We start from the raw sequence: 25,430 nt of genomic DNA on the forward strand, positions 1-25,430 counted from the left end.
GAATACCCAATTTGAGTGATATAATTATGCTTTATAAAGATTCCAGGATTCTAATGTAGGAATCATAGCGGCTTGCTTCGATTTCTCCACGTTCAAAAGCTTCAACTACACCGCAATCCGGTTCATGCAAATGGGTACAGTTATTAAACTTGCATTGTGTTCTGGGATCCAGCATTTCAGGGAAATACAGAGAGAGTTCCCAGGGCTCAATGTTAAACAATCCAAATTCCCTTATTCCAGGGGTGTCGGCAAGATAAGCGCCATTAGAAAGCCTGATTAGTTTGGCAAAAGTAGTGGTGTGTTTTCCTTTATTAGAATAAGAAGAAACTTCACCCACTTTCTCAGAATAGTTGGGATCGAGTGCATTCAAAAGGCTTGTTTTTCCAACACCTGAGGGACCAATAAATACTGATGTTTTATCGACTAGAGTTTCTCTAAGTAGATGAAGGCAATCTGGATCGTGTGCCACAGTAGTAAAAACCGGGTACCCAAGCTCTTCATAGATGTCCTGGATATCTTCAATCATACTTTCATCCCTTTGGGTAGCCAGATCCAGCTTATTGATGATAATAGCACCTTGTACATCATAAGCCTCACAGGTCACTAAAAAACGATCAATGAAGCCTTCTTTTAATCTGGGTTGTTTAACGGATTGAACCACAAAAGCGATATCTAGATTTGAAACCAGAATATGCTCTCCTCTTCGACCATGGGTGGCTTGCCGGGTTATATAATTTGTTCTCTCATGGATTTCTTCAATAGTACCGGTATCGTCATCATTTATCTTGATGGTTACCCAATCTCCAACTGCAAGAGGATTAGTTACTTCTTTCTCCTCAAGTCTGAATCTACCTGGTAAACGGCTTTCAACAACAGTTTCTCCAGTATCTATTTTGTACCAGCTTCCTGTTGACTGTATGACTCTACCTTTTTGCATGGGCTGAAAATAAGGCAAAGAAAAGCAGGAATTAAATCCTATTCTGCTATATTCAGCAAAAAATCGGGTTTTATGAAACGGATTATTTCTTCAATCATTTTCACTTTATTGCTAACAGGAACAGGGATACTTGCTCAAACAGAGGTAGATGAACTTTGGAAGGAAGTTTCGAGGACGGTAGCAGAAGGGGATTTTGAAGGGTATAGTGCTACTTTTCACACAGATGCCATTCTTGTGAATGGTATTTCAAAAAAAAGCTACCCGATCTCCAATGCATTAAATGGCTGGAAACAAGGTTTTGATGATACAAAAGCTGGAAAAATGACGGCCAGTGTAGAGTTTCGATTTTCAGAAAGATTGATTGGTTCTGTCACAGCTCATGAAACCGGGATTTTTAAATACTCATCTCAACAGGAGGGAGGTGAAGCTCAAACAGTTTACATCCATTTCGAATCCCTTAGCTCCAGAACATCGGGCACTTGGAAAATGATGATGGAATACCAGGTTAAGATAGCTACAGAAGAGGAGTGGGCTGAGTTGGAGTGATCATAGCCTGACTTTTTAAACTATTAATTACAGTTTTATTTATCGCTTAAATAGTTAAGTAATTCCTTAGTAAATCGTCTAGCCCCTAGTTCGTTTAAGTGATCGGAATTCAGAAATAATGAATCCTCATACATTGCTGTGGTTTGATCAAAAACAATATGTTTTTTGCTGTATCTCTCGGCTAAAGCATTAAAGCGTTGCATAGCAGCTGGAGGAATATTTTCCAGGTAATTTATGTGAACCGGATTGCTAACTAATACGATTTCAATATTCTTTGAGACACATAACTCTATAATTAAGTCTAAATAGTTAATAGACGTTTCGGAGATTCCTAATTCAATTCCATCATAGTAATAATGCCGTTCAATGGTAGCTTCCCAATCAGAAATGATATTCGTTTTGTTATTGGTATAGCCTCCTATATAATTGACATGGTTTTTCTTGGGATAAAATGCGGTTTGCTTCCATACAACCTTATAGAATGCTTTGTAGTCTACAGGAATTGTATTCGAAATCTGGTCAAATTCACTTATCGAATAACTTCGTCGGAACATCTCATCAGACCATCTCTCGTTTGAAAATTTCAAGTCATTGAATCCGGAAATGTTGTGAGGGGCAAAGCCTAGAATTAAAGTATCAGGAGTAAACGAATTGAAAATCTTTTTAAGCTTCCAATAGGTCAGAACATAAGGTTCTGCTGTTTGAGAGATATTTATTGAACTATTAAAATACTCCGGGTTTAGGCTTCTTTGAGTATGTGAATCTCCTACGATTAGTACAGAAACATTTTCAACAGGAACAGGCTGATTGCTATGGAGATACCAATTGGCGGCAATATTTATTCCAAAATATAGCACCGGGAATAAAGTAAAGATGGCAAGCTTTCTAAGAAATTTCCGCATGTATTAAAATTGAAAATAAATGAATTCTTGTTCTTTGCCGCCAAACCAAAATATTGCGAGTATTAGCGCATAATACATTCCATATCGTAGAGGCCTTTTCCATGATAAGCCTAAATTAGATATCGCATATTGCCCATCTCTTCCCAGCCATTCTATTAAAATGAAAATCGAAAGTAGTAGAATAATAGTCTTGTACTTTAAATAAGTCCCTAGAATTAGAAAAGAATCAGGATTATGGAACATACTCGAAATGTATTGGATAGCATGTCCAATATTTTCGGCTCTGAAAAAAATCCAAGCAAAAACTGTTAATGCAAATGTTAATAGTATTTGTGTAATCTCCTTTATGTTTGGAAGAAACTTTCCCGATGCAACAGTATCCAGGTAGTTCCGGTTATTATTAGTTAGCATAAGTGGTAAGAAATAAATGGCATTAAGTATACCCCATACAATAAAGGTCCAATTTGCGCCGTGCCAAAATCCACTAACTATAAATATTGCAAAGGTATTTCTGATTTTAAGCAAGGTATTACCCCGGCTACCACCAAGAGGGATATAGAGGTAATCTCTAAACCAGGTTGATAGAGAGATATGCCAACGTCTCCAAAACTCAGCAATATTTCTTGAGAAATATGGGAAGTTAAAGTTCCGCATGATATCAAAACCAAATAGTCGGGAGGTACCTATAGCTATATCTGAGTAACCTGAGAAATCGCCATATATTTGAAAAGTGAAGAATAAGGCACCAAGAAATAGTGTACTTCCAGAATAGTCCGCAGAATTATTGAAAATCTCATTTGCGTAAACCGCACAATTATCTGCAATTACAATCTTTTTGAATAAACCCCAAAGGATCTGGCGCATTCCGTCAACAGCTTTTGAGTAATCAAAGGATCGTTTTTTATAAAACTGAGGCAGTAAATTAGTTGCACGTTCAATAGGTCCAGCAACCAGCTGAGGGAAGAAACTGACAAACGCGGAAAATGCAATAAAATCCTTTGTGGGTTCTAGTTTCTTCTTATAGATATCTATGGTATAACTTAATGTCTGAAAGGTATAGAAACTGATTCCGACTGGTAAAACGACGTTTAATGAATTAGCACTAATCTCCGCTCCGAAAAGGGTAAAAGCTGCTACAAAATTTTCTAGGAAGAAATTGTAGTATTTAAAAAAACCAAGGAAGCCAAGATTTACTCCTATACTAAGCCATAGAAGTAATTTTCTCTTAGGTTGATTGTTTTCATCCTTTAGTTTAAGGCCAATTGTATAATCAACAATAGTACTAATAAGGATAAGTGATAAGAATCTCCAATCCCACCAACCATAGAATAAATAGCTAGCTGCTACGATTAAGAAATTTTGTAGCTTTAGGCGCCTGTTAGTTACGAACCAATACAGTAAAAAAACTGTAGGCAAAAAAAATGCAAAATCGATAGAATTAAAAAGCATTTCTTTTTTAACCTGGGATGTTCTTCGTCTGCATCTATAATTCTTTTATTTGCCCAAGGTAAGAACCTACAATCAATGATTATCCTTGGATTTCTAAAACACTAGAATAGTGATAAAATCGATATAACCACAAGGCAGAACACTAGCTAGAAATAGGAATGACTTTTTAAGGATAAAATTGCTGATGAGACACTTGGTCAAGATCGCTACAGAGTAAGAGAAGAGCACAGGACTCTTTTTCTATCTTTAAATCAGCAATCACTAATCACGGGTTCTTCTTTTTTTGAACGAAGTTTACTCAAGTGATAAGTATGGATAACAACAGCAACAGAACATCCAATAATAAAAGGTGGAGCATTCAATAAGAGCCCATAAATGATATAGACTGCATTTGCAGTTAGAGAGAGTGTGCGCAGAAGAAAGATATTCTTCATTGCCATGGATGTTAAATTTAAGACCAGGGCACCATAACCGATTAAATGAATCATAAGGATTTGCACATGATCTTTTCAGTCCGATCCAGGACGGCCATTTGCGGTGGAGCCTCTCTATCATCAAAACCTAACTTGTAATAAAGTTTGTGAGCTTTAGGCATCGATAAAGTAGTTTGAAGCCAAAGTGTATCAGCTTCATTTTCCATACATCTTGTGATACATCTTTCAATGAGTTTGGTGGCTATTCCCATTTTCCTGTAATCAGGAGATATGAACAGTTTAGCAAACTCAAAAGAATCTTCATCCAGTCTTTTTAAAGCAACACATCCAACTATATCTTCTTTGTATCTGGCGAAAAAAACAAATCCACCTGTCTCTATATAAGCTTTATCAGGATTTGAAAGCGTAAATTTATCTTCTTCCTCCAATTCTCCATCTAATACATCTTTTAGCCAGGGTGTTGCCAAATCAGAAAAATATTTTTTCAGACTCGGTTTATAGTCAACCACTTTAACAGTACCCCAATCCTTATTTTTTGCTGTTTCATTGATAGGAAACTTTATTGAATTCGTATCAATCCTATTTAAGATGTTTATTAAATCAGGATGCCCGTTATCAAAAAGTTCTTTTAAAGCTCTAGTGAACGAAAGCCAAATTGGTTCTAGTTTTTTTAAGAGCTTATTCCCTTTATGGGATAATTGTACAAGTTTAGATCTTTTGTCATCAGGATTAACCTCTAATTTGACCAGCTCTTCTTTTTCAAGTTCTCTCAATACATTTTTTACCGAGATATGGGAGAAATCAATTCGATCTGCAATCTCCATGATTGCTAATGGCTTATTTGCGTTAGCGAGAACATAGAATACAGAAAACCAACTGGCCTTAAATTCAATACCTGCTTCTTTATAAATTTTATCTCCATCCAGATAGAGCTTTTCACTTATTCTTCTAAATCTGGTTGCTCCAGCCAGGTGACCTAGTTCTTTTAAGATATCATTCATGAGTGTATTTTTATGAAAGGACTTTCATAAATTATAAAAGTCCTTTCATAAATACTACAATTTTTTAATCCTAACGAAAAGCTTTGAGTTTATGGAGAGGGGATAAGTGCCAATATGAACAGGCTAACCACAAGGCTTTTCAATCGATAAACTTAGTTCGATCGTTCTTCAAATTCTTTTCTCCCTAGTGTATATAGTTTTAGCTCTTCATTACCATCTGGAAGTTTGATATACGATTGGTGTCGAAAACCGAGCCTATCTAACACTTTGCAGGATACGGTATTGTTATCTGTAGTAATGGCACTTATTTCTTCTTGTTCAAACCTTTCAAAGGCCACCTTCACCATCATCAATGCACCTTCCGTAGCGTATCCTAGTCCTTCAAATTCTGAAAGGAGTGCATACCCGATATCTAATCCATCAACTCCATTTCTGTCATGTATGCTACAAGTCCCCACAGGATCACCAGACTTCTTTTCGATCATCACATGGTTAATGAAACCTTTCTCCTCTAATACAGGACTCATCCGGGAATTCATGTATTCCCTTGCACGCTCATCGCTTGTGATATTTCTGTCTCCAATATTGAGGTGCCATTTTTCTGTATTCATCAGCCTGAAGAGGAAGTTGGCATCTTCTTCATTAATGAGTCTTAGTTTTAGTCGCTCCGTTTCCATCTAGAAGAATCGAAAATGAGGGCGACTTACATAAGACGAAAATTCCCAGGGTATATTTACAAGGATGATGATGAGTCCAATAGAAAACCAGATGGTCATTGTTTTGAATTTTGCCAGATCATCGGTGTTCCTCTTAGCAGAAGAAGATCCAAAAGTGATTAAGCCAACAGCCAATATCATCATAATGGGATGTTCCATCCCAAAAAAGCGGATGTCACTAATCTTGACAGCGTCCCCGAAGTTTTCAAAAAAATAGCGGATAATTGGGCTGATGGGGTATAGAATAATCCCAATTAGAAATTGAATATGTGTTAAGGTTATCGTCCAATGTCTGAATCGATTATCAACAGTGTCGAACTTTTTCTTAGTAACCCACCCTCTAATCCCTAGAACGATAGAAATGAGTAGACTAATTAATACTAACCAACGGAATATGGAATGACTTGTCAAAAGTACATGATACATGTTGATTGAGTTTTGTTTATGGCATCAATTTACTCTTAATTCATCTTGTATTTCTTTCTATACTCTGAAGGGCTCATTCCTTCTTTATTTTTGAATAATTTTGAAAAATACTGTGGGTATTCAAACCCCAATTCATAGGCTACTTCAGAAATATTTTTATTTGGATTCAATAAAATATTCTTGGCTTCATCTATCAAGTACAATTGTAAATGTTCGGTTGTAGTTTTACCGGTCTCTTTTTTTAGAGTATCGCTAAGGTAGCGTTGGGAAACCGACATCTTTTCTGCTAACTGTTCGATACTTGGGATGCCTTGTTCTTGTAGTTGTCCCGATTCAAAATATGCCTCTAGTTGTCGGTGAAATTGCTCCAGTAAATCATTGGATAGCTCTTTTCGATTCAAAAACTGTCTTTCATAAAAACGATTAGCATATTTCAAAAGGGTACTCAATTGAGAAATAATGAGATCTTTACTGAATTGATCCTGGTTGTTGTGGTATTCTATCTCAATACTCTCTACAATAGATTCCATCTGTCTTTCTTCTCTTGGCGAAAGATGTAAGGCTTCGTTAGCGGAGTAGGAAAAGAATCCATATTTCTTGATTTGATGTACTAGCTCCGTTCCTCGAAGAAAATCTTCATGGAAGTTTATTGAAAAGCCTTTTTGCTCAAAAACTAAGCTTTTGTCCCATTGTAAAACCTGCCTTGGAGCCATGAATACCATAGCTCCATTAGTGAAATCATATTTCGTTCGCCCATAGTTTAAATTCCCTTTCACTATTTTTTTCAAGCTAATCGTATAGCAATCATTTGTGATAGGAGGTGAACTCTCTTTTGGACAGGGTAGAAAACTATCTCCTTTTGTGAACAGGACACTCAGCATAGGATGTTCAGGGCGAGGCAATTGCATATAATCGAAATATGCTGATAGTGTGTTAAAATGCTGCATCATACGGCTCAATTATCCAGATTTTTTTCTACTGATATCAATTGTTGATTGTATGCCTTCACCCTCTCATAGGCATTACTGTCAATGAATAAAATAACCACCATAAGCGCAATGGTTGTGATACTAATGGCACGCCAGCTGGGTTTATCAACAAAAATGAGTAGCAAAGCAGCACCAACAATAATAACCGGAATGATCTTAAATACGATGGTTCGGTATTCTCCTATTATTTTTTCCGTGTTGGCTATTTCGGATTTCACAAAATCAGAGGGATCACTATTGTAAGCAGTTGCAAAGTCTGTAGTTCTGGCTTTATTGGTGAAGAGTAGGCCAAGTCCTATAGCCAAAAGCAAGATACCTGCTACCAGAGTTGGGAATATGAATGCTTTCGCCAGTTCGGTTTTTCCCAATTGCCAAAATCCTATGGTTCCTAGCACAAATAGAATTCCGAAGAAAATGAAAAATTGAGATGAGAAAACTTCGGCTTTAGCCCAATCGATTGCGGTTTTTAATATGTCCATGGTTTAGGTTTTAAGGTTTTTGATTTAAATGTCCCATTTCAAACCAGTCGCTTTTTCTGATACTTCCCACAACCTTTCGGCAACGGCTTTATCCTTTGCATGAGCTTCTAATGTATGTGCTCCAACTGGACCAGTCCAGTTACTTCTACCTGTAGGTCCATAAAAACCGCTTTGATCCAGGTCTTTCTCAGTAGCGCACATCAATTGAGGATAAGCTCCTTTCTCAGCCGATTGCGTTAATGGTGAGAATTTCATCAGACCAAAAATAATTCTCATCATTAAACTGCCACTCGTTGTGATTAATGACGTTCTAGATGAACCTGGGTGACAAGCATATACTTTAACATCCGTTTTACCAGCTTTTTTCAACTTTTCCTGTAATTCATACATACACATAATCTGGGCGAGTTTGCTTTGACTATACGCATTGTTAGGAGCGTAATCTTTATCCCAGTTCATGTCGTCAAACTTGATGGTTTTAAGTCCCATGTCGTACCCCATACTGCCTACTGTTACAATACGGCCTTTAGATTTTTCAATCAGTGGGAATAACATTCCCTGAAGGGTAAAATGACCATAGTGGTTCACACCAAGCTGACTTTCAAAACCATCAATTGTAAGTTTTTGAGTAGGTACCTGGGCGATAGCAGCGTTACAAATCAACGCATCAATATGGGATACGGTTTCAAGTACCTCCGTTGCTGCTTTTTTTACTGAAGCTTGTTCTGCCAAATCCATTTTTATAGCTGATACATGTATTTCATTTCCAAGTTCTTGCTTTAATGCGCTAATTGTATCACTTGATTTTTTTGGGTTACGATTCAGCATAACCACTTGTGCACCTTTTGATATTAATATGCGGGTAGCCTCAAACCCGGTTCCGCTCGTAGTTCCTGTTATGATGTAAGTTTTACCTCTTAAATCTCCTAGTCTTTCAGGAGTCCATCCCTTTTTTCCAAATTCTGTCGTGTTCATCTTTATTCGTTTTAGTTATTGAATAGGATGACTCAAAAGTAGGAGTGGAGCTATTCTATTGTCTTATACCAGATTTCGAATCTTGTATACTTTTTGGGTTTTCATAGCAATTTCAATAATAAAATTTCAATAATAAAAAGGGAGAGAACTCGGTTATGCTTGGAATAGAAATAATTAAGTAAGTCATCCTGAACTTGTTTCAGGATCTTTTGGTAGGGCGTTGACTACTTATTCTCTCGGCAATCGCTTTATAAGCTTCACGAAGATGCCGAAACAAGTTCGGCATGATGGGTTTAACATTTCTTTTAAGTCCAATACCGACCTTGCTGTGATTATCTATCAAATCGATTGTTAGTTTGACTGAACTAGGGGTTTAAAACCTCCATACACCATGCGAGCGGCATCAAAAATTAATCGTTGAGGATTGAGCAGGGGAGTAACTAATTCCGTCATTCTTGGGTCAGCTGGAACTTGTTCATTTGCTGAATCACGAACTTCTTTCGAAGGGAAAACAACCCATCCAAAAACTATGGCTTCGTCTTCTTTTGCATCGACAGCTTCTACGAATGAACGAATACCTTCCAGGGTCAAATCCTCACCTACATATTCGAAGTAGGAGAGTGCACCGTATTCTTTCCAAATTTCAGCTACCTGCCCGGCTACGTTCTTGTATTCATCTAAGTGAACTCTTGGGACTGGAAGGACAAAGCCATCTATGTAATTTTCACTCATGTTTATCTATTTCTTAACGATTTCTGAACTGAGAAGATAAACAAGTTTGAGACTATTGCTCGAATAAAGCGATGGGAGTCAAAGATTTGAACGATCTGCTGAATGTGTCATTCCGCGGCGAAAGCCGGAATCTAGAATTGAGGTTTAAGCAAAAACTAGATTCCTGCCTTCGCAGGAATGACCTAGCATTTCGTTAAGTAGTCTCCACTTTACTTACTTCTTCTTTGCCATTTTTACCCGCAACTGCTTTACGATGGGCATCACTAACCTTGAAGAACTCCTTTACATCATTTATGGCTTCCTTTTCCAGGATGATATCAAGTAAAGAGTCCATTCTCTCTAGATAGTCCACTTCCAGGTTGCCGATTACATCTGCTTCGATTTCGGAAACATCTTTTTCGTTCTTCTTAGGCAGAAGCACTTTTTTGATACCAGCACGCTTGGCAGCTAATACTTTTTCCTTAATTCCACCTACTGGAAGAACAAGGCCTCTTAAGGTGATTTCACCGGTAAGGGCAATGGTACCTTTTACCTTTCTTTGAGTAAAGATGGAGGCAATAGCACTCATTAAGGATACACCGGCACTAGGACCGTCCTTGGGAACTGCTCCAGCTGGAACGTGGATATGTAAATCCCAGTACTTGAAGGCTTCTTCTGGAATACCAATCTCTTCAGCATGTGCCTTTAGATAAGAGATAGCCAGCATGGCGGATTCTTTCATCACATCACCGAGTTGACCAGTAATATTCAGTTTTCCGGAACCTCTTGAAACACTAGCTTCAATGAAAAGGATATCGCCGCCGAATGGAGTCCAGGCGAGACCAGTAGCCACACCAGGAACGGTAGTTCGCTCAGCTACATCACTGAAGAATTTCTGTTTGCCTAGGAAATCTTCAATATCTGGAACATCCACACTGTATTGTTCCAGTTCTCCGGAAGCGACTTTAGCTGCTACCGCGCGACAAACCGCTCCAACCTGTCGATCCAGGTTACGAACGCCAGATTCACGAGTATACTCATCAATGACTTTGTGAATAGCTTCTTCAGAGATGGTAAGCTGACCTTCTTTCAAACCGTTTTCTTTGATCTGTTTTGGGATCAGGTACTTCTTAGCGATTTCAGATTTCTCCTCAAGGGTATAACCACTAATATTGATGATCTCCATTCTGTCTCTAAGCGGGCCAGGAATGGTTTCCAAAGAGTTAGCAGTGGCAATAAAGAGAACCCTTGAAAGATCATATTCCAGCTCCAGGTAGTTATCACTGAACGTATCATTTTGCTCTGGGTCTAAAACCTCAAGCAGGGCAGAAGTAGGATCACCACGGTAATCGGCTCCTACTTTATCGATCTCATCCAGCATAATAACCGGGTTTCCTTTTCCGGCTTTTTTCATAGATCGGATAATTCGGCCGGGAAGGGCGCCGATGTAGGTTCTTCGGTGTCCACGGATTTCAGCTTCATCCCGGATTCCACCCAGGCTGAACCGCTCAAATTCTCTGTTTAAAGCTCTCGCAATGGATTTCCCTAATGATGTCTTCCCAACTCCCGGAGGGCCGTAAAAACACAAAATCGGAGCTTTCATGTCCTGCTTAAGTTTAAGGACCGCCAAATACTCAATAATTCTCTTTTTGACCTTTTCCAGCCCATAATGATCTTCATCTAATACTGTTCGAGCATATTCAAGATCGAGCTTGTCCTCGGAGTACTCTTCCCAGGGTAAATCTAAGATCCATTCTAGGTAACCGTGAATAATTCCATAATTAGGAGAAGCATTTGGAGTCATCTCCAATCGCTGAAGTTCTTTCTCTGCTACTTCCCGGGCGTAGTCAGGAAGCTGTTTCTCTTCAAGTTTTTTTCTAAGCTTATCTACTTCCTGTTGTTCTGCACCTTCTCCCAGTTCTTCCTGGATGGCTTTCATTTGCTGGCGCAGGTAAAACTCTCGCTGCTGGTCGTCAATATCCGATTTAACCTTAGTGCGGATTTTCTCGCTCATATTCAGAACCTGGAGTTCCTGCTCCAGGAATTCCATAATCTTCTCGAGATTCATTGAGAATTTAGGTGTCTCGAGTAAGTCCTGCTTTTCATCCAGGTCCACATTCAGATTGGAGGCAATAAAATTGAGAAGAAAAGTAGGGCTGTTGATATTGCTTAATGCTACTGCTGCCTCCGAAGGGATATTCGGAGACTTGTTGATGATATCGACGGCGGTCTCTTTCACATTTCGGATAGAGGCGCTTAGCTCCAGTCCCTGGATATCCATTTCTTTTGGAAAGGCCTTAACCTTTGCCTTGAAATAAGGTTGATCTTGTGTGAATTCTTCTACTTTAAAAACTGATTTACCCTGGATCACGATGCTTCGTGAGCCATCCGGCATTTTGATTAACTTCAAAATTTGAGCTACCGTACCGATGGTGTACAAGTCTTCATAGTTAGGTTCCTCAACATCCATATCCTTTTGTGTGACCACACCAATCGTTTTATCACCAGCGTATGCTTCTTTTACCAGTGCTAGCGAACGATCTCGTCCGACAGTTATGGGTACAACCACCCCAGGGAAAAGAACGGTATTCTTCAAAGGGAGGATAGGAAGGGACTCTGGTACTTTTGCTTCACTTAAGGCTTGTTCTTCTTCTTCGGAGAGCAAGGGGATGGAAGTCTCGAAGTCTTCGAAACTATCATCGTTTTGATCAAATTCGTCTAAGTAATCTAGTCTTAATTTCATTAAGTCCTTTTTTTGCATTTCGATAGTAAATGGCAAAGACGAAGCCAGAATTAGTAAGCCCAACAAAGAGTCATGAAAATTGATTCTTGTCAGAGATGCAAGGCAAACTGTCAGTCTAGAAATGGAACTGCAAAGCAGCGACAGTAAGACCTGTTATCGTTGGGTTATCACCAAAAGTTCTGGATACAAATTGTGTAGCTATTGATAAATCCCAAAGTTGTGTCTCAATAGCGGTTCCGAAGCTGAAATAATTAGGTAGTTCTGTAGCTAATTGAGTTCCTGCCCGGATAGGAAGGAATTTAAGTGGACGTATTTCAATTCCCGCTGAAGCAACAAGCTTCGTAGAATTGAACGCATTGTTTGTAAAGCCAATACTTAAATCGCCCATCAGTTTTATTCTGTTTATTTCCAATAGAGCCCCGGCATGAAGCGCTGTTGGAAGCAGCACGGAAAAATCACCACGTTCTTGTTGAGCCAGAACAAAAGGATTTTGAGCGCCATATTTGTCAATAAAATCAATAAACTGACCTGGAGCACCGACAAAAGCATCACTTGCAACTCCAGTTGGTAAAGAGGCTACATTTGTTGTATCGCTTGTAATGTTCAGGTCGATCCCATTTTCACTATAGTTTACAAACCCTATATCAGTAATAGATAAGGAGAGACGAAGAGACTTATTTGTTTGCTGATTGTTATTACTTATTGTGGATAAATCATTACCAAGAGTGATTAAGTAAGTAAATCCGATATCCAGACCTATTCCTATACCATATCGATTAAAAATCTCGTCGGATATGTTTTGGGTAAGAGCGGTTTCAGCAGCTACACCATTAAGATATTGATCGGTAGCAATACCAAAATTTCCGGATGCCTGATACTCAAACTCCTGGGTTAGCTGATTGATTCCTCCCGATGTGGAATACACATTGTCCCATTTGGCATTTTGATAGGCCCCACCTAGCACAAGTTTTGGAGCAATGCCAAAATAGAACTCGTCAAGCCTAGGGGTCATATCAGAGAAAAAATTAAAGGATTCGGAATACCCAAGGGAGATCTCATATAGAGATTGATAACGGTGAGTAAGGCTTCGATCCAGGCTTTGAACTCCACCAATATCTTGTAATACATTAGAATACCACCCACGACCTACTTCAAAACTTGAAGATATACGATTTCGAAGAGCGAGGGAAAAAGCACGATCCTCATTTCTCCATTTAAAGCCTAATAGGATTAGGTCTAATCTGGTTTGATGAAGAGAAGTATTCCGGTCACGTATGTAATTATCTTCTAAAATCTCAAGACGATCTGCATCTGAAATAGTATATCTCCCTGGTTCAAAGGCCGAAAGATAATCGGTCAGGTTGCCTGATTGTTGTTCCAGGTCACTAAAGTTTTGAACAGCATTAAAATAGGTTCCGGTAATAAAAAGCCCGACATCTATATTTCTTCTTCTATCCTGGATAAGCAGATTTGCGGGATTGTAAAAGTTAGCTGAATAGTCGGTAAGGTAAGAACTTCCACCACCACCCAGAGCTACGTTTCTGGGTGTAAGTACAGGCTGAGCAATGGCAGATACCAATCCTGCCAGAGCCATTATTATGGCACTTACTGTCCTTTTCACAATCTTAGTTTTCCGTCTATTCGATGATTTGAAGAGGGGCGGCCCTCAACATAAGTTTTTTTTGACCTCTTGATTTAAAAAATACGACAACTTTTGCATCCATTCCTAATCCACTCCTGCTGATTATTTTTCCAGGTCCAAACTTGGCATGGTGTACTTGTGCACCAACCTGGAAGGGGTCTTCTCCATCTTGATAGTCATATTGTATGGTTGTAGTAGCAGAAGAAGTAGTTTTCTTAGTAATGGGTTTGTCCCAATCATATTCTATCTCAGCAAATCCGGTTTTAGTATCCTTGGATGTATTGTCGATTGTGAAACGGTCTTTCTTTTGACTAATTGTGGCGCCTGTCTCTGTTCGTACGATACCAGGGTCTACTTCATCTAAGAACCGGGATCTCAGTTGCTGTTGTTCTTCTCCGAACTTGAACCGGGTTTGGCAATAGCTAAAATAAAGTCTCTGTTCAGCTCTGGTAATGGCTACATAAAAGAGTCGCCTTTCTTCTTCTATGTCTGCGTCAAATCCCTCTCTTGCTCCAACCGGGAAAAGATTCTCTTCCAATCCTACTACAAATACAACAGGGAACTCAAGACCTTTTGATCCATGAACGGTCATTAAAGTTACTGCAGGTTTGTTTTCGTCGAATTTATCTCCATCCGTTATTAAGCTGATTTCCTGGAGAAAAGCACTTAAGGATGGATTAGAAGTTCCTTTTTCGTAATAGGAGATGGCGTTTTGAAATTCTAGTACATTTTCTCTTCGCATCATAGAGTCATGTGAGTTTTCCTCTACCAATGCTTTCATATAGCCACTTTGTTCGAGTACAGCCCTGGTCACCTCAGTAAGGCTCCTACCTTCTTTTAAGTCTTTGCTGAGGCTGTTCATCATGTTTACAAATTCCCGGATTCGAACTTTTGCAGGCTTATATACATCTGTTTGTTCAACCTGTTCAAGCATACTCCAGATAGATACTCTATTCTCCCGGGCGGTATTTCTAAGATCGTTAATGCTCTTGTTGCCAATACCCCTTGAAGGTTCATTAATGATTCGAATAAGGTTTGTCTCATCATTTTTGTTAACCAACAAAGTTAAATAAGCCAATACGTCCTTGATCTCCTTACGCTGATAGAAGGAGAGACCACCAATCAACTGATACGTGATATCATGTCTTCGTAAAGCTTCTTCAAATACCCTGGATTGGTAGTTTGTTCGATAAAGAATAGCGAACTCGTTGTTTTTATAACCATGTCGCATTTTTAGCTCCAGGATATATTGAGCTACACGATTAGCTTCATCTCTGTCATCATAGTTTTTGAGAAGAATAATAGGTTCTCCCAATTCTTTCTCCGTCCAAAGAGTCTTCTCAAGTTGTTTTTTATTCTTCTTAATGATGGAATCAGCACATTGAAGAATAGCTCTTGTGGAGCGGTAATTTTGCTCTAGTGGAACTTGCTTGGCATTGTCATAATCTTCTTGAAAAGAGAGGATGTTCGTTATATCGGCGCCACGGAATGAGTAAATACTTTGGGCGTCATCACCAACTACGCAAATATTCTTGTATTTATCAGCCAGCATTTTAGTCACTTTATACTGGGCATGATTAGTATCCTGATACTCGTCAATCAGGATATACTTGAAACGATCTTGATATTTTTCTAGGATGTCAGGATGTTCTTCGAATAACTCGATAGGTTTAACAAGGAGATCATCGAAATCCATTGCGTTACTTTGCTTTAAGCGTGTTACATAAATAGCATACACCCTGGCTGTGATGTCATCAAGGGTAGAGCTTACAAAGCGTTCCTGATAATTCTCAGGGTTAATTAACTGGTTCTTGGCATCACTGATTTTATTCCGAATGGCTTTGGGTTTGATCTCGCGGGGATCAAAATTCAGTTCTTGCAGAATCTGCTTTATAACTGTTTCAGAATCACTGGTATCATAAATCGTGAAGTCTTTACCGTAGCCTAATTTCTCTGCTTCGAAACGAAGGATTTTAGAAAAGATGGAGTGGAAGGTACCCATCCAGAGTTTTTGGGCTTTATCACCAATGAGATTTTTGATTCTATCCTTCATCTCCCTGGCTGCTTTATTGGTAAAGGTTAGAGCCAGAATCTCATGAGGAGCTGCTTTAAACTGTTGAAGTAGATAAGCGATGCGGTAAGTAAGTACTCTCGTTTTTCCGGATCCTGCTCCCGCTACAATAAGTAGAGGCCCGTTGGAGTGGGTAACAGCCTCGTATTGCTGCTTGTTCAGCCCTTTTAGGAAATCGGGAGAATTGCGAGGTTCTTCAGACTGGAGAGAAAATGTTTTCATTACATTTTTCGATTCTTATGGTCTTATTCAATGATAGCATCTCATTACTGACACACTCCTTAATCCCCTCTTAAGAGGGGAAATCCTTTGACTATTTTGGTACCCAAAAAAAGAGTTCCCCTCCCTGGAGGGGACAGGGGTGGGTTTTCATTCGAAATCCTTCAATTGCTCTTGCAGTTTAGCAAGATTTGCTTCCCCATCTCGCTTTTTGTTTCGCTCGTTTTCAACAACGGCTTCCGGTGCATTATTAACAAAATTCTGATTGCTGAGCTTTCCATTTACACCTTTTAGCCATCCAGTAATTCTGTCAATCTCTTTTTGGATACGTTCCTTTTCCTTGTCAACATCAATCAGTCCGGCAAGAGGTACATATAATTCATTTCCATTAACAATGGCAGAAGAGCATGCTTTAGGTTTTTCGATGCTCTTTGAGATATCAAGAGATTGCATTGATTGAAGCTTTTCCAAAACCCAACGATTCTGCGAAAGAGAAGATGCTAACGAATCATCCTTAGTTTTTACAAGTACTTCAAGCGGTTCTTTAGGAGACACGCCCATTTCAGCTCTGATATTTCTAAGCGAGGAAATCATCTCCTGCATAGTCTGGAAAAGTGTGATGTCATCCTGATTGTCAAAAGCCTCGTTGTATGTAGGCCAATCAGAAATGACCAGTGCTTCTTCAGGCTTCCGGTCCTGGATGTACTGCCATATTTCTTCTGAGATAAACGGCATGAAAGGGTGGAGGAGTTTCATTAATTGCTCGAAGAACCCAAGAGCTACATTCATCTTTTGGGTATCAAAAGAATCACCGTAATTATATGGTTTGGCCAATTCTATATACCAATCACAAAAGTCATCCCAAATTAAAGAGTATACCTTTTTGAGGGCATCATTAAGCTTATAGTTTTGGAAGTCTTCATCAACTCCTTTGATAGTCTGTTGAATTCTGGCCATCATCCAGCGATCAGCAATATTATCAGAATCAATAGAAAGAGTGGGCTCATAGCTTACACCGTCTTCCATATTCATTGTCAAAAAGCGGAAGGCGTTCCAAATCTTATTGGAGAATTTTTTACCCTGATCACAAATGGATGGATCAAATGGTAAATCGTTACCAGCTGGAGTGGAGAACAGCATTCCCATACGAACTCCATCTGCTCCATATTCTGAAATCAATTCAAGTGGATCAGGAGAGTTGCCGAGGCTCTTGCTCATTTTTCGACCAAGCTTATCCCGCACAATTCCTGTATAGTAAACATTTCGGAAGGGTAGATCTCCACGGTATTCGTAGCCTGAAATAATCATACGTGCTACCCAGAAAAACATAATCTCAGGTGCAGTAACCAGATCATTGGTTGGATAATAATAGTCGACTTCTTCTTCAGTATAGAATCCATCAAATACCGAAATTGGCCATAGCCATGACGAAAACCAGGTATCCAGTACATCTTCATCTTGAGAGAGATCCGCACCAGTTAACGAGGCATTTCCTGATTTCTGCTGAGCCAGCTGAATAGCTTCTTCTAAAGTCTTAGCAACAACAAAATCGTCATCACCTTCGCCATAGTAGTAAGCCGGAATACGATGTCCCCACCATAACTGCCTGCTAATACACCAGTCTTTGACATTCTCCATCCAGTGGCGATAGGTGTTTTTAAACTTAGCCGGATGGAATTGGATATTATCATTCATCACATTTTCGAGAGCTGGCTGTGACAACTCTTTCATAGATACCCACCATTGAAGAGAAAGTCTGGGCTCAATTACCACATCGGTTCGCTCTGAGTACCCAACCTTGTTCATGTAATCTTCCACCTGTACAAGATTTCCTGCTTCTTCAAGGTCTTTGGATATCAGTTTACGAACCTCAAAGCGGTCTATTCCTGTATAAAGTTGGCCATCTTCACTGATCGTACCATCTGCATTCATCATATTGATGGTTTCTAGATGGTGTTTCTCACCTAATTCGTAATCATTTACGTCATGTGCTGGGGTAACTTTCAGACAGCCAGTACCAAATTCCGTGTCCACATAATCATCAAGGATGATCGGTACCTCACGATTTACCAATGGTACAATTGCTTTCTTACCATGCAGATGAGTGTAGCGCTCATCTTTTGGGTTGATACAAACAGCGGTATCTCCAAGAATGGTTTCAGGTCGAGTTGTGGCTATGGTTACAAAATCTTCTGTCCCTGAAATCTGGTATCGAACGTAATAAAGTTTGGATTGGACTTCCTTGTGAATTACTTCTTCATCGCTTAAAGCTGTTTGTGCAGCAGGGTCCCAGTTAATCATCCTGGCGCCACGGTAAATTTTACCTTTGTTGAAAAGATCGATAAAGGTATCTATTACGCTTTCCGAGTACTTTTCATCCATAGTGAATGCAGTACGATCCCAATCGCAGCTAGCACCAAGCTTTTTCAATTGCTCGAGAATAATTCCACCATGCTTATGAGTCCATTCCCATGCATGTTTAAGAAATTCATCTCTGGAAAGGTCACTCTTTTTGATACCTTCTTCTCGTAGCTTTCTTACCACTTTTGCTTCAGTAGCTATAGAAGCGTGATCAGTTCCCGGAACCCAAAGTGCATTAAACCCCTGCATGCGAGCTCTTCGGGTAAGTACATCCTGAATGGTATTATTGAGCATATGCCCCATATGCAAAACACCCGTTACATTAGGAGGAGGGATCACAATAGTGAATGGCTCTTTGGAATGATCTACTTCCGAACGGAAATAGTTATGATCCATCCAATAGGAGTACCATTTGTCCTCAACCTGTGTAGGATCATATTTTGATGGAATTTCTTTAATCATGGCCTGTATAGTTTTGCCACGAAAGCACTAAAGCACAAAAGAAAATTTACCTTCGTGTTTTTGAGATTTAGTGGCAGCAAAAATTACTTTACTCGCTTCAACAATACTCCAAAATGTCCGTCACATCCGTGAATATGCGGAAAGGTCTGATATGCCTTACCATCTTCAGCAAGTACTTCTTCCGGTACAAAATCATCAAGTGGTTCAAGCACGAAATTATCGTCCATCTTTTCGAGAAGCTTGTTCACCTGCTCCATATTTTCTTCTGGTTCAATAGAGCATGTACTATAAACCAATCGGCCACCTAGTTTTACCATATTTGCAGCTTCTTCAAGAAGTTGCTCCTGTAATTCCACAGCCTTTTTAAGTCCTTCTTCGTCTCTTCTCCAGCGTAAGTCAGCTCGTTTGCTTAATACACCAGTTCCGGTACAAGGGGCATCCAGTAACACGGCATCAGCGAGCGGGAGAGATAATTCAAGTACATCTCCACGCCTGATTTTGATATTCTCGGCACCAAAACTAAGTGCGCTTTCAGCTAGTTTCTCCAATCGCTCTCCTGAAATATCCACGGCGAGAATATCACTATTCGCTTCAGTTAAATCGGCGATCATAATCGATTTGGTACCAGGTGCGGCACATAGATCATAAATCTTTTCATCTGGTTGGGGATCTAACACAAAAGGGGCCAGTCCTGCAGCAATATCCTGAACCTGGCAAAGTCCTTTCAACAGCAATCCCTTCTCAATGAAAGGTTGTACAGAATCCACTTTATAGAAATTTGGGAGCCACTCACTTTCTTCAAATTCAACACCCATCTTATCCATGCGGAGCTCAAAATTCTCTGGTTTGGTACGAAGCGTGTTCACACGAACATAGTAGTTGGGACGTGTGTTATTGGCCTGCATTAGCTGGAAAGCTTCGCGCTCACCAAAACGCTTACTCCATCGGGCAACCATCCATTCAGGATGTGAGAAAGTAGCAGCAACTAGCTTGGTTCGATCAGGATATGCAGGCTTTGGGAGATTCTCTATATCACGCTGAAGGTTACGCATGATTGCATTTACAAGATCACCCGTTTTTGAGCCTAACTTAAATTTCGCGATTTCTACGGCTTCATTAATAGCCGCATAATCAGGGGTGCTATCCATGAATAACATATCATAGATCCCCAAACGTAGAATATTCTTTAGCTCCGCCTTCATTTCATCTACAGCAATGCTAGAATAATGGTCGATTAAGAAATCCAGGTAGCTTCGGCGACGAAAAATGTTTTGGACGTATTCTCGAACCTGAGCTTTTTCTCTTGTATCCAGTTCATCCGCAATGGAATAATCCAGGTTTCGATTGATATCAAATTCTATAAGTATGTCAATGCTTGCTGAGCGCTCTGAAAATTCGGTTTCCACTGGAGTACTGATTAAAAGTGTAAGGTTCTTGCTATGAAAAAAGGTGATTTTTTGAGTCACCTTTCATCGTGTATATCTATAAAAATGAGCCGATGGATTAGATCGGCTCAAGAACGACAAAGATAGAATTTTAAGAGGGGATTTGCTACTACAAAGTCACAACTTTACTTCTGAATTAAGCTTATACCAATCTATTTTTCTAGAGAAATACATTACAAATCCCAGAATCAGGAATAATCCCAAACTTCCTGTTAATAAAGCCAGGTTTTCCATTTGTATGATTATGAATATGAAGCCATAGAGTACGATTAGTGTTCCAGAGAGCAGAAGTGTAAAACGAGTGTTTTTCAATACAGCTTTTACATATCCAGCTACCAATAAAAGTGTTAGCGAGGAGGAGAGTAGGTAGGCAATATCAAAAGATGTGTATTCAGATATAGAAAGCAGTAGGGTATAGAAAAGGCATAGAGCTAGACCAACAAGGGTATACTGAATAGGATGTATTGCCTTCTTGTTGAAGATTTCAACAAAAAAGAAAACCAAAAAAGTTAGGCCGATGAATAGAATAGCATATTTGATACTTCGCTCACTACGTTGGTAGTTATCAGCTGGGATAAAAAAGTCTACACCGAATGCTGAGGCCTTTATGTCATGTTTTTGATTTGTCCACTGCTGAGGATAGCTTCGGTTTAAATCAATAATGTCCCAGCTTGTTTTAAAACCTTCTTGGCTTATGTGTTTATCATCTGTGTTGGGTAGAAATGTTCCATTAAAGCTTGGAGAAGGCCATGATGAATTCATACTTACCTGGGTAGTTTTACCTACAGGAGTGAAATAAATATGGTCGCTTCCTTTTAAATTAAGATCAAAAGAAAAATCAGCCCCTTTGATTAATTGACCCTTATTCTCGAGTTCTGTTGTGGCATGAATCCCAGTTCTTATTAAACCCTTATCCATAATTTCTGAACCAGCAGAAAACGGTTTGTCTTCGTTTCCCCAGTTTAGAATTACCTGTTTGTCTATTCCTCGTATATCTGAAATACCTACAGTAATAAATGCCTGATAAAGCAAAAGATCGTTCATTGCTATGCCAAGCGAAGAGGGATTAAAATCAGCAAAAAATCCTTTGAAGGTTGTCTGGCTATCATATACAGCTACTTCAAATATTCCACGATTTAAGCGTTGAGGTATTACATGGCTATTAACTTTTAATTCATCTGGGAGGATGTGGATTTGGTTAATCTTTTCTATGAATTCGTATTCATTGGTAGCACTTTTTTGAACCTTTATTATTCGTTTGTATGGAATGGTAAGAATAGGTCCGATTACGGTCTGCTCTTTCCCCCATTTTTCTCCGATTTCTGAAATGGCTTCTGTTTTAATTTCGGTTCGATCAGAAATTAATCCGCGGACCATCGAGGCAGGGATTAACATTAACAAGGTAAGGCAAACTATTAGGGTAATTTTTAAGAATAGTCCATTCTTTTGAGTGAAGCTTTGTTTTAGAGGATTCTCTTGTTCTGACATTTGGGTAAGGGTTAGTTTAGGTGAAATGAAATGAGTTTAACCCTCACCTAAATGTTAGGTTCCTTTATTAAGTGTGAATATTAGTAAACAATCCGTTTCCCTTTAGGGTATTCGAGTTCATAGCTGAGCCTGAGTGTTTTTACTTCTCCAGGAGCAATATCCAGTTTCCAATCAATGATCCCGGTATCCTCATTTAAGTCACCATTACTCAGTTCTTTTGTTGATACTTGGATTTCTTCATTAGTAGAAACCGGAATTTGATCTTCAACAGTTATTGAAACGGGTTCTGATTTTGTATTCCGAACAGTGATTTCATAAGTAAACAGTTCCCTGGTTTTATTTCGGAAGAAATTTTTTGAAGAGAAGTCTTTCAGTTTAGTTCGTTCCAATACAATCCGTTCATCTTTACCTAGTGATACCGATAAAGTATCTCCGGAAGAAGCAGGGTCTAAATAGGTACTTCCAACAAAACCATTATCAAAGTAGATGTTGGCTTCACCAGCGAGCAGGTTTAATTCGTTCCAGTCGGGGATGTTACCGAGCAAGTAGGCATGAGCAGATAGTTTGGGCACCGTACCATAGAGATAATCCGTCTCAATGAATTCATTTTTTATTTCCAGGGTATGGGCTTTACCATCAGAAGGAACAGAATAGGGGACTTCAATTCTATAACTAAAACTGGTTTGACTGGCAGTTTCTACTATATCAATAAAGGTTGGCTCTTCTATTTTTTCCTCTGCGAATCTGTGTTTTGGAAATCCGTCAGTGGTGAATAGACCAGAGCGTTCTTCATTACTTGTGTAACCTCTAACAAACAATTCATCCATACCAACTACCCCAAATTCCAGAGGTATTTCTAAATAAAGACCGTTATTAGAAATATTAATTCGAACGGTGGAGGTTTCATAACCAATGAACATCACTGAGAGCGAATAGAAGCCATTTGGTACTCCAGATATCTCAAACATTCCATTTTGGTCTGTTACATCTCCTATTGCCAATCCTGGTAACATCACACTAGCACCTGCTATTAGTTCACCATCTACATCATACACTTTTCCCTTTATAACTCCCCGTTCGTTCGAGACTCTTCTTAAAACGTTTGCAGTACCACCAGGGATTCCTCTGTAAGAGTTGTATCCGATATAATTTTGATATAACTCGGGTTTGGTAGATCGCGAACTTGGATCCCCAGAATTAATGGTAAACTTGACATCTTCCCAATCAATACCAGTTCGTTGGTAAATATTCGCTTTATAGGTGATTTCTAAAGGTGAGTCGATATCTGAGGATCTTATATCGTAGCTCGGTGTCCATCCGGCATTGGACACCTGATAAGAAAGGGTAAAGTCGATGCTTTGAGGATTATTGGTCTGAACTTCTGCAATCACTTCTTTGAAACTGGTTCTTTCAACTTCCCAGCTATTATTGATCTGGAGATTTACTCTCGAAAGTTCTTCGTGGATGGCTACGATTTCATTTCTTATGGAAATCTGATCTTGAAGTAATTCGGATAAATTTTGCTGATATAGTTTGAGCAACTGCTCAATTTCTGCTGCGGTAAGTTTATTATTCTTTATGATTTCCTGGGTGGAGCCCAACATCGCAATACCTTGATCAATGACCTTTAAGTCGGCATTTTTTTGTTGAATCGAAAGCTCCAATTCTTGTTTTCTTTTTTGAAGGTTTTCAAGGTTTGGGTTTACAGAAGGCTTTTCTGAATAATTATGTCTTGTTGTAATGGAGAGGAGGGTATAAGAGCCATTTCCTCGTAGTTGAACGCTTTGATTAATGAGGGTTTCTGTCAGACCAGAAAAAACAAGCGTATTTTTGCCTACCTGTAAATCTACTTTTCCAAGGCGTTGGATTTGAGCCTGGCTTTTAAATACAGTCACTTCTTCAATTTCTGTAACTACTTGCACAGAGTCGGAGGAAGGATTAGTAGTAGTTGAGAATAGAATTGATAGTAACAGAATGAGCATAACGAGTTGGATTAGTTGAAAAGATGAAGGGGTAACGCTTCACTTTGTAAATCCGTGTAAAAATGCTCAAAATTATTTAGCGTGGATTAATCCACCTCAATGATGTAAACATGGTTTCTTACTGATTCAACCAGGTCAGCCAAAGAAGAATTTGCAGCTTTATTCATCAATTCTAAACTCATTTCTTCAGGTAAAAGCTCAAACAAGTTGATGAGGTAGTTTGCTTTTACTGAGTAGCTGGCGTTTTCAGCTCCAAGGTGCTTTGCATTTACAATCCCGATTAGATTGCCATTCATATCAAAGGTTGGTCCTCCGCTGTTACCGGGTTGAACAGGAGCTGAGATTTGATACGCGGTAATATCTCCCTGGAAGCCTGTTCTTGAACTGATTATCCCTGTGGTTAGCTTCAGTTCATCTCCCATGGTAGCTCGTAAAGGATAGCCCAGAACAAATACTTCATTGCCCACCTGGGAGAGTTCTCTCTTTAGCTGGAAGGGGATAGGCTCTATATCTACATCCCCAACATCGATTTTTATAATTGCCAGGTCGTTTCGTTGATCCGTTACAATTACCTCGGCGGCGTATGGTTGATTAAAATCTCCATTAACACCTTTAACGGTAATACTTTCAGCTCCTTCCACCACATGATGATTTGTAACTACATAGCCCTGTTCAGAAATCGCAAAGCCAGACCCTGAAGAAGATGTAAATGAATTTTGAGTGGGATACATCTTGATGAAGGGCTGGTTTATCTCTGACTCTGTATTAATAAGGCTCATTATGCCATCCGAAAAAGAAATCAGGTACCCGGTGTCGTAGGTTCTGTTATGCTCTAGCCAGGTTGTTTTGAAGGTGTTGATCGCCCCTGTATTTGATAGCTTTGCCTTAAGATTCCCTTCTCGCCATAAAGATCGGTATTCATTAGCGGTACCATTCAAATAGATTAGTGAATAGCCCCCTGTATTATTTTTCAATACCCCAACCTCCATGTTTTTTAAATTGGGCCCAGTACTTTCATAAATACCTTCTATAGGATCAAATCGATTACTCCAGATTTCCTTTAAACTCTTTCGGTCGATTAACGCAGTGTCTTCTGCATAAGTGATTTTTGCTATATGTCCTGTGAAATTCAGACAGGTAAATTGAAGATCGATTTCCTGAACAATTAAGGCATTTCCACCTGCAGCCCGGGCAATGTCGTGGGCATCGTTTTCAAATTTCTGCATGTTGCAGTCTTTTTGAGAATTGGTATTCACTTCAATAGAACCAATGACTTCAATATCACCAAAGATGTCCTTTCCGGCAATGTAAGTGAATACCTCTGTAGTATCACCTAATGCAGGTTTTTCAACATTGATGGTAGTCGTATAGAGCTGAGTACAAGCACTAAAAACCATCAATGACATTACACTAAGAATGAGGAATAGTTTTTTCATCACAAAAGAAACGCTA

General features: G+C 39.2%; 20 protein-coding genes. 1 reads left to right on the plus strand and 19 read right to left on the minus strand.

Going from position 1 to position 25,430, the window contains the following annotated elements; genetic code table 11:
- Positions 1 to 31: 31 nt before the first annotated feature.
- On the minus strand, positions 32 to 937 hold the full coding sequence (rsgA, locus tag ED557_12940; GenBank protein ID RNC80137.1) for a ribosome small subunit-dependent GTPase A: 906 nt from the start codon (positions 935 to 937) through the stop codon (positions 32 to 34).
- Between the two features lie 72 nt (positions 938 to 1,009).
- On the opposite strand from rsgA, the gene ED557_12945 reads away from it, so the two are divergent.
- Positions 1,010 to 1,483, plus strand: a complete 474-nt coding sequence (locus ED557_12945; GenBank protein ID RNC80031.1) for a DUF4440 domain-containing protein — start codon at positions 1,010 to 1,012, stop codon at positions 1,481 to 1,483.
- 35 nt (positions 1,484 to 1,518) lie between these two features.
- Here ED557_12945 and ED557_12950 read toward each other — a convergent pair whose 3' ends face one another.
- The 18 genes from ED557_12950 to ED557_13035 all read right to left on the minus strand — a co-directional run bounded on the left by ED557_12950 (position 1,519) and on the right by ED557_13035 (position 25,414).
- On the minus strand, positions 1,519 to 2,385 hold the full coding sequence (locus ED557_12950; GenBank protein ID RNC80032.1) for a hypothetical protein: 867 nt from the start codon (positions 2,383 to 2,385) through the stop codon (positions 1,519 to 1,521).
- 3 nt (positions 2,386 to 2,388) lie between these two features.
- Positions 2,389 to 3,834, minus strand: a complete 1,446-nt coding sequence (locus tag ED557_12955; GenBank protein RNC80033.1) for an MBOAT family protein — start codon at positions 3,832 to 3,834, stop codon at positions 2,389 to 2,391.
- 251 nt (positions 3,835 to 4,085) lie between these two features.
- Positions 4,086 to 4,322 carry a hypothetical protein gene (locus ED557_12960; GenBank protein RNC80034.1) on the minus strand — a complete coding sequence of 79 codons (237 nt, stop codon included), beginning with the start codon at positions 4,320 to 4,322 and terminating at the stop codon, positions 4,086 to 4,088.
- The gene (locus ED557_12965) at positions 4,319 to 5,269 is read right to left on the minus strand and encodes a GNAT family N-acetyltransferase (protein ID RNC80035.1); all 951 of its coding nucleotides are present in this window, start codon (positions 5,267 to 5,269) and stop codon (positions 4,319 to 4,321) included. Before ED557_12965 ends, ED557_12960 begins: the two co-directional genes overlap by 4 nt.
- A gap of 152 nt (positions 5,270 to 5,421) precedes the next feature.
- Entirely contained in the window at positions 5,422 to 5,946 is a 525-nt protein-coding gene (locus tag ED557_12970) for an N-acetyltransferase (protein RNC80036.1), read from the minus strand.
- Positions 5,947 to 6,411, minus strand: coding sequence for a hypothetical protein (locus ED557_12975; GenBank protein ID RNC80037.1), 465 nt, complete (start codon positions 6,409 to 6,411; stop codon positions 5,947 to 5,949). It abuts the gene before it with no gap.
- Between the two features lie 35 nt (positions 6,412 to 6,446).
- Complete coding sequence (locus ED557_12980; GenBank protein ID RNC80138.1) at positions 6,447 to 7,358, minus strand: AraC family transcriptional regulator; 912 nt, start codon at positions 7,356 to 7,358, stop codon at positions 6,447 to 6,449.
- An 8-nt stretch (positions 7,359 to 7,366) separates the two neighbouring features.
- Entirely contained in the window at positions 7,367 to 7,879 is a 513-nt protein-coding gene (locus ED557_12985; protein RNC80038.1) for a hypothetical protein, read from the minus strand.
- A 24-nt stretch (positions 7,880 to 7,903) separates the two neighbouring features.
- Entirely contained in the window at positions 7,904 to 8,854 is a 951-nt protein-coding gene (locus tag ED557_12990; GenBank protein ID RNC80039.1) for an SDR family oxidoreductase, read from the minus strand.
- A gap of 351 nt (positions 8,855 to 9,205) precedes the next feature.
- Positions 9,206 to 9,586 carry a DUF1428 domain-containing protein gene (locus ED557_12995; protein ID RNC80040.1) on the minus strand — a complete coding sequence of 127 codons (381 nt, stop codon included), beginning with the start codon at positions 9,584 to 9,586 and terminating at the stop codon, positions 9,206 to 9,208.
- 193 nt (positions 9,587 to 9,779) lie between these two features.
- Positions 9,780 to 12,308: an endopeptidase La gene (lon, locus tag ED557_13000; GenBank protein RNC80041.1), complete on the minus strand. Its 2,529-nt coding sequence runs from the start codon at positions 12,306 to 12,308 to the stop codon at positions 9,780 to 9,782.
- Positions 12,309 to 12,423: 115 nt separating this feature from the next.
- Entirely contained in the window at positions 12,424 to 13,902 is a 1,479-nt protein-coding gene (locus tag ED557_13005) for a hypothetical protein (protein RNC80042.1), read from the minus strand.
- 43 nt (positions 13,903 to 13,945) lie between these two features.
- A complete protein-coding gene (locus ED557_13010; protein ID RNC80043.1) occupies positions 13,946 to 16,243 on the minus strand; it encodes a hypothetical protein in 2,298 nt (765 codons plus the stop codon).
- Positions 16,244 to 16,390: 147 nt separating this feature from the next.
- Positions 16,391 to 19,063, minus strand: coding sequence for a valine--tRNA ligase (locus ED557_13015; GenBank protein RNC80044.1), 2,673 nt, complete (start codon positions 19,061 to 19,063; stop codon positions 16,391 to 16,393).
- Between the two features lie 83 nt (positions 19,064 to 19,146).
- Positions 19,147 to 20,469 (minus strand): 16S rRNA (cytosine(967)-C(5))-methyltransferase RsmB, encoded by a 1,323-nt coding sequence (rsmB, locus tag ED557_13020; protein ID RNC80139.1) that lies wholly within the window; start codon positions 20,467 to 20,469, stop codon positions 19,147 to 19,149.
- 156 nt (positions 20,470 to 20,625) lie between these two features.
- Positions 20,626 to 21,996: a cell envelope integrity protein CreD gene (creD, locus tag ED557_13025; GenBank protein RNC80045.1), complete on the minus strand. Its 1,371-nt coding sequence runs from the start codon at positions 21,994 to 21,996 to the stop codon at positions 20,626 to 20,628.
- Positions 21,997 to 22,076: 80 nt separating this feature from the next.
- On the minus strand, positions 22,077 to 23,978 hold the full coding sequence (locus ED557_13030; protein ID RNC80046.1) for a mucoidy inhibitor MuiA family protein: 1,902 nt from the start codon (positions 23,976 to 23,978) through the stop codon (positions 22,077 to 22,079).
- A gap of 86 nt (positions 23,979 to 24,064) precedes the next feature.
- The gene (locus ED557_13035) at positions 24,065 to 25,414 is read right to left on the minus strand and encodes a serine protease (GenBank protein RNC80047.1); all 1,350 of its coding nucleotides are present in this window, start codon (positions 25,412 to 25,414) and stop codon (positions 24,065 to 24,067) included.
- Between the last annotated feature and the right edge of the window lie 16 nt (positions 25,415 to 25,430).

The organism is Balneola sp., assembly GCA_003712055.1.
In the GTDB taxonomy this organism is placed as follows: Bacteria; Bacteroidota; Rhodothermia; order Balneolales; family Balneolaceae; genus RHLJ01.

What these genes read in the sequence shown, in the direction of transcription:
- rsgA (RNC80137.1), bottom strand. Translation starts at nt 937, where the DNA reads ATGCAAAAAGGTAGAGTCATACAGTCAACAGGAAGCTGGTACAAAATA.
- ED557_12945 (RNC80031.1), top strand. Translation starts at nt 1,010, where the DNA reads ATGAAACGGATTATTTCTTCAATCATTTTCACTTTATTGCTAACAGGA.
- ED557_12950 (RNC80032.1), bottom strand. Translation starts at nt 2,385, where the DNA reads ATGCGGAAATTTCTTAGAAAGCTTGCCATCTTTACTTTATTCCCGGTG.
- ED557_12955 (RNC80033.1), bottom strand. Translation starts at nt 3,834, where the DNA reads ATGCTTTTTAATTCTATCGATTTTGCATTTTTTTTGCCTACAGTTTTT.
- ED557_12960 (RNC80034.1), bottom strand. Translation starts at nt 4,322, where the DNA reads ATGATTCATTTAATCGGTTATGGTGCCCTGGTCTTAAATTTAACATCC.
- ED557_12965 (RNC80035.1), bottom strand. Translation starts at nt 5,269, where the DNA reads ATGAATGATATCTTAAAAGAACTAGGTCACCTGGCTGGAGCAACCAGA.
- ED557_12970 (RNC80036.1), bottom strand. Translation starts at nt 5,946, where the DNA reads ATGGAAACGGAGCGACTAAAACTAAGACTCATTAATGAAGAAGATGCC.
- ED557_12975 (RNC80037.1), bottom strand. Translation starts at nt 6,411, where the DNA reads ATGTATCATGTACTTTTGACAAGTCATTCCATATTCCGTTGGTTAGTA.
- ED557_12980 (RNC80138.1), bottom strand. Translation starts at nt 7,358, where the DNA reads ATGCAGCATTTTAACACACTATCAGCATATTTCGATTATATGCAATTG.
- ED557_12985 (RNC80038.1), bottom strand. Translation starts at nt 7,879, where the DNA reads ATGGACATATTAAAAACCGCAATCGATTGGGCTAAAGCCGAAGTTTTC.
- ED557_12990 (RNC80039.1), bottom strand. Translation starts at nt 8,854, where the DNA reads ATGAACACGACAGAATTTGGAAAAAAGGGATGGACTCCTGAAAGACTA.
- ED557_12995 (RNC80040.1), bottom strand. Translation starts at nt 9,586, where the DNA reads ATGAGTGAAAATTACATAGATGGCTTTGTCCTTCCAGTCCCAAGAGTT.
- lon (RNC80041.1), bottom strand. Translation starts at nt 12,308, where the DNA reads ATGAAATTAAGACTAGATTACTTAGACGAATTTGATCAAAACGATGAT.
- ED557_13005 (RNC80042.1), bottom strand. Translation starts at nt 13,902, where the DNA reads ATGGCTCTGGCAGGATTGGTATCTGCCATTGCTCAGCCTGTACTTACA.
- ED557_13010 (RNC80043.1), bottom strand. Translation starts at nt 16,243, where the DNA reads ATGAAAACATTTTCTCTCCAGTCTGAAGAACCTCGCAATTCTCCCGAT.
- ED557_13015 (RNC80044.1), bottom strand. Translation starts at nt 19,063, where the DNA reads ATGATTAAAGAAATTCCATCAAAATATGATCCTACACAGGTTGAGGAC.
- creD (RNC80045.1), bottom strand. Translation starts at nt 21,996, where the DNA reads ATGTCAGAACAAGAGAATCCTCTAAAACAAAGCTTCACTCAAAAGAAT.
- ED557_13030 (RNC80046.1), bottom strand. Translation starts at nt 23,978, where the DNA reads ATGCTCATTCTGTTACTATCAATTCTATTCTCAACTACTACTAATCCT.
- ED557_13035 (RNC80047.1), bottom strand. Translation starts at nt 25,414, where the DNA reads ATGAAAAAACTATTCCTCATTCTTAGTGTAATGTCATTGATGGTTTTT.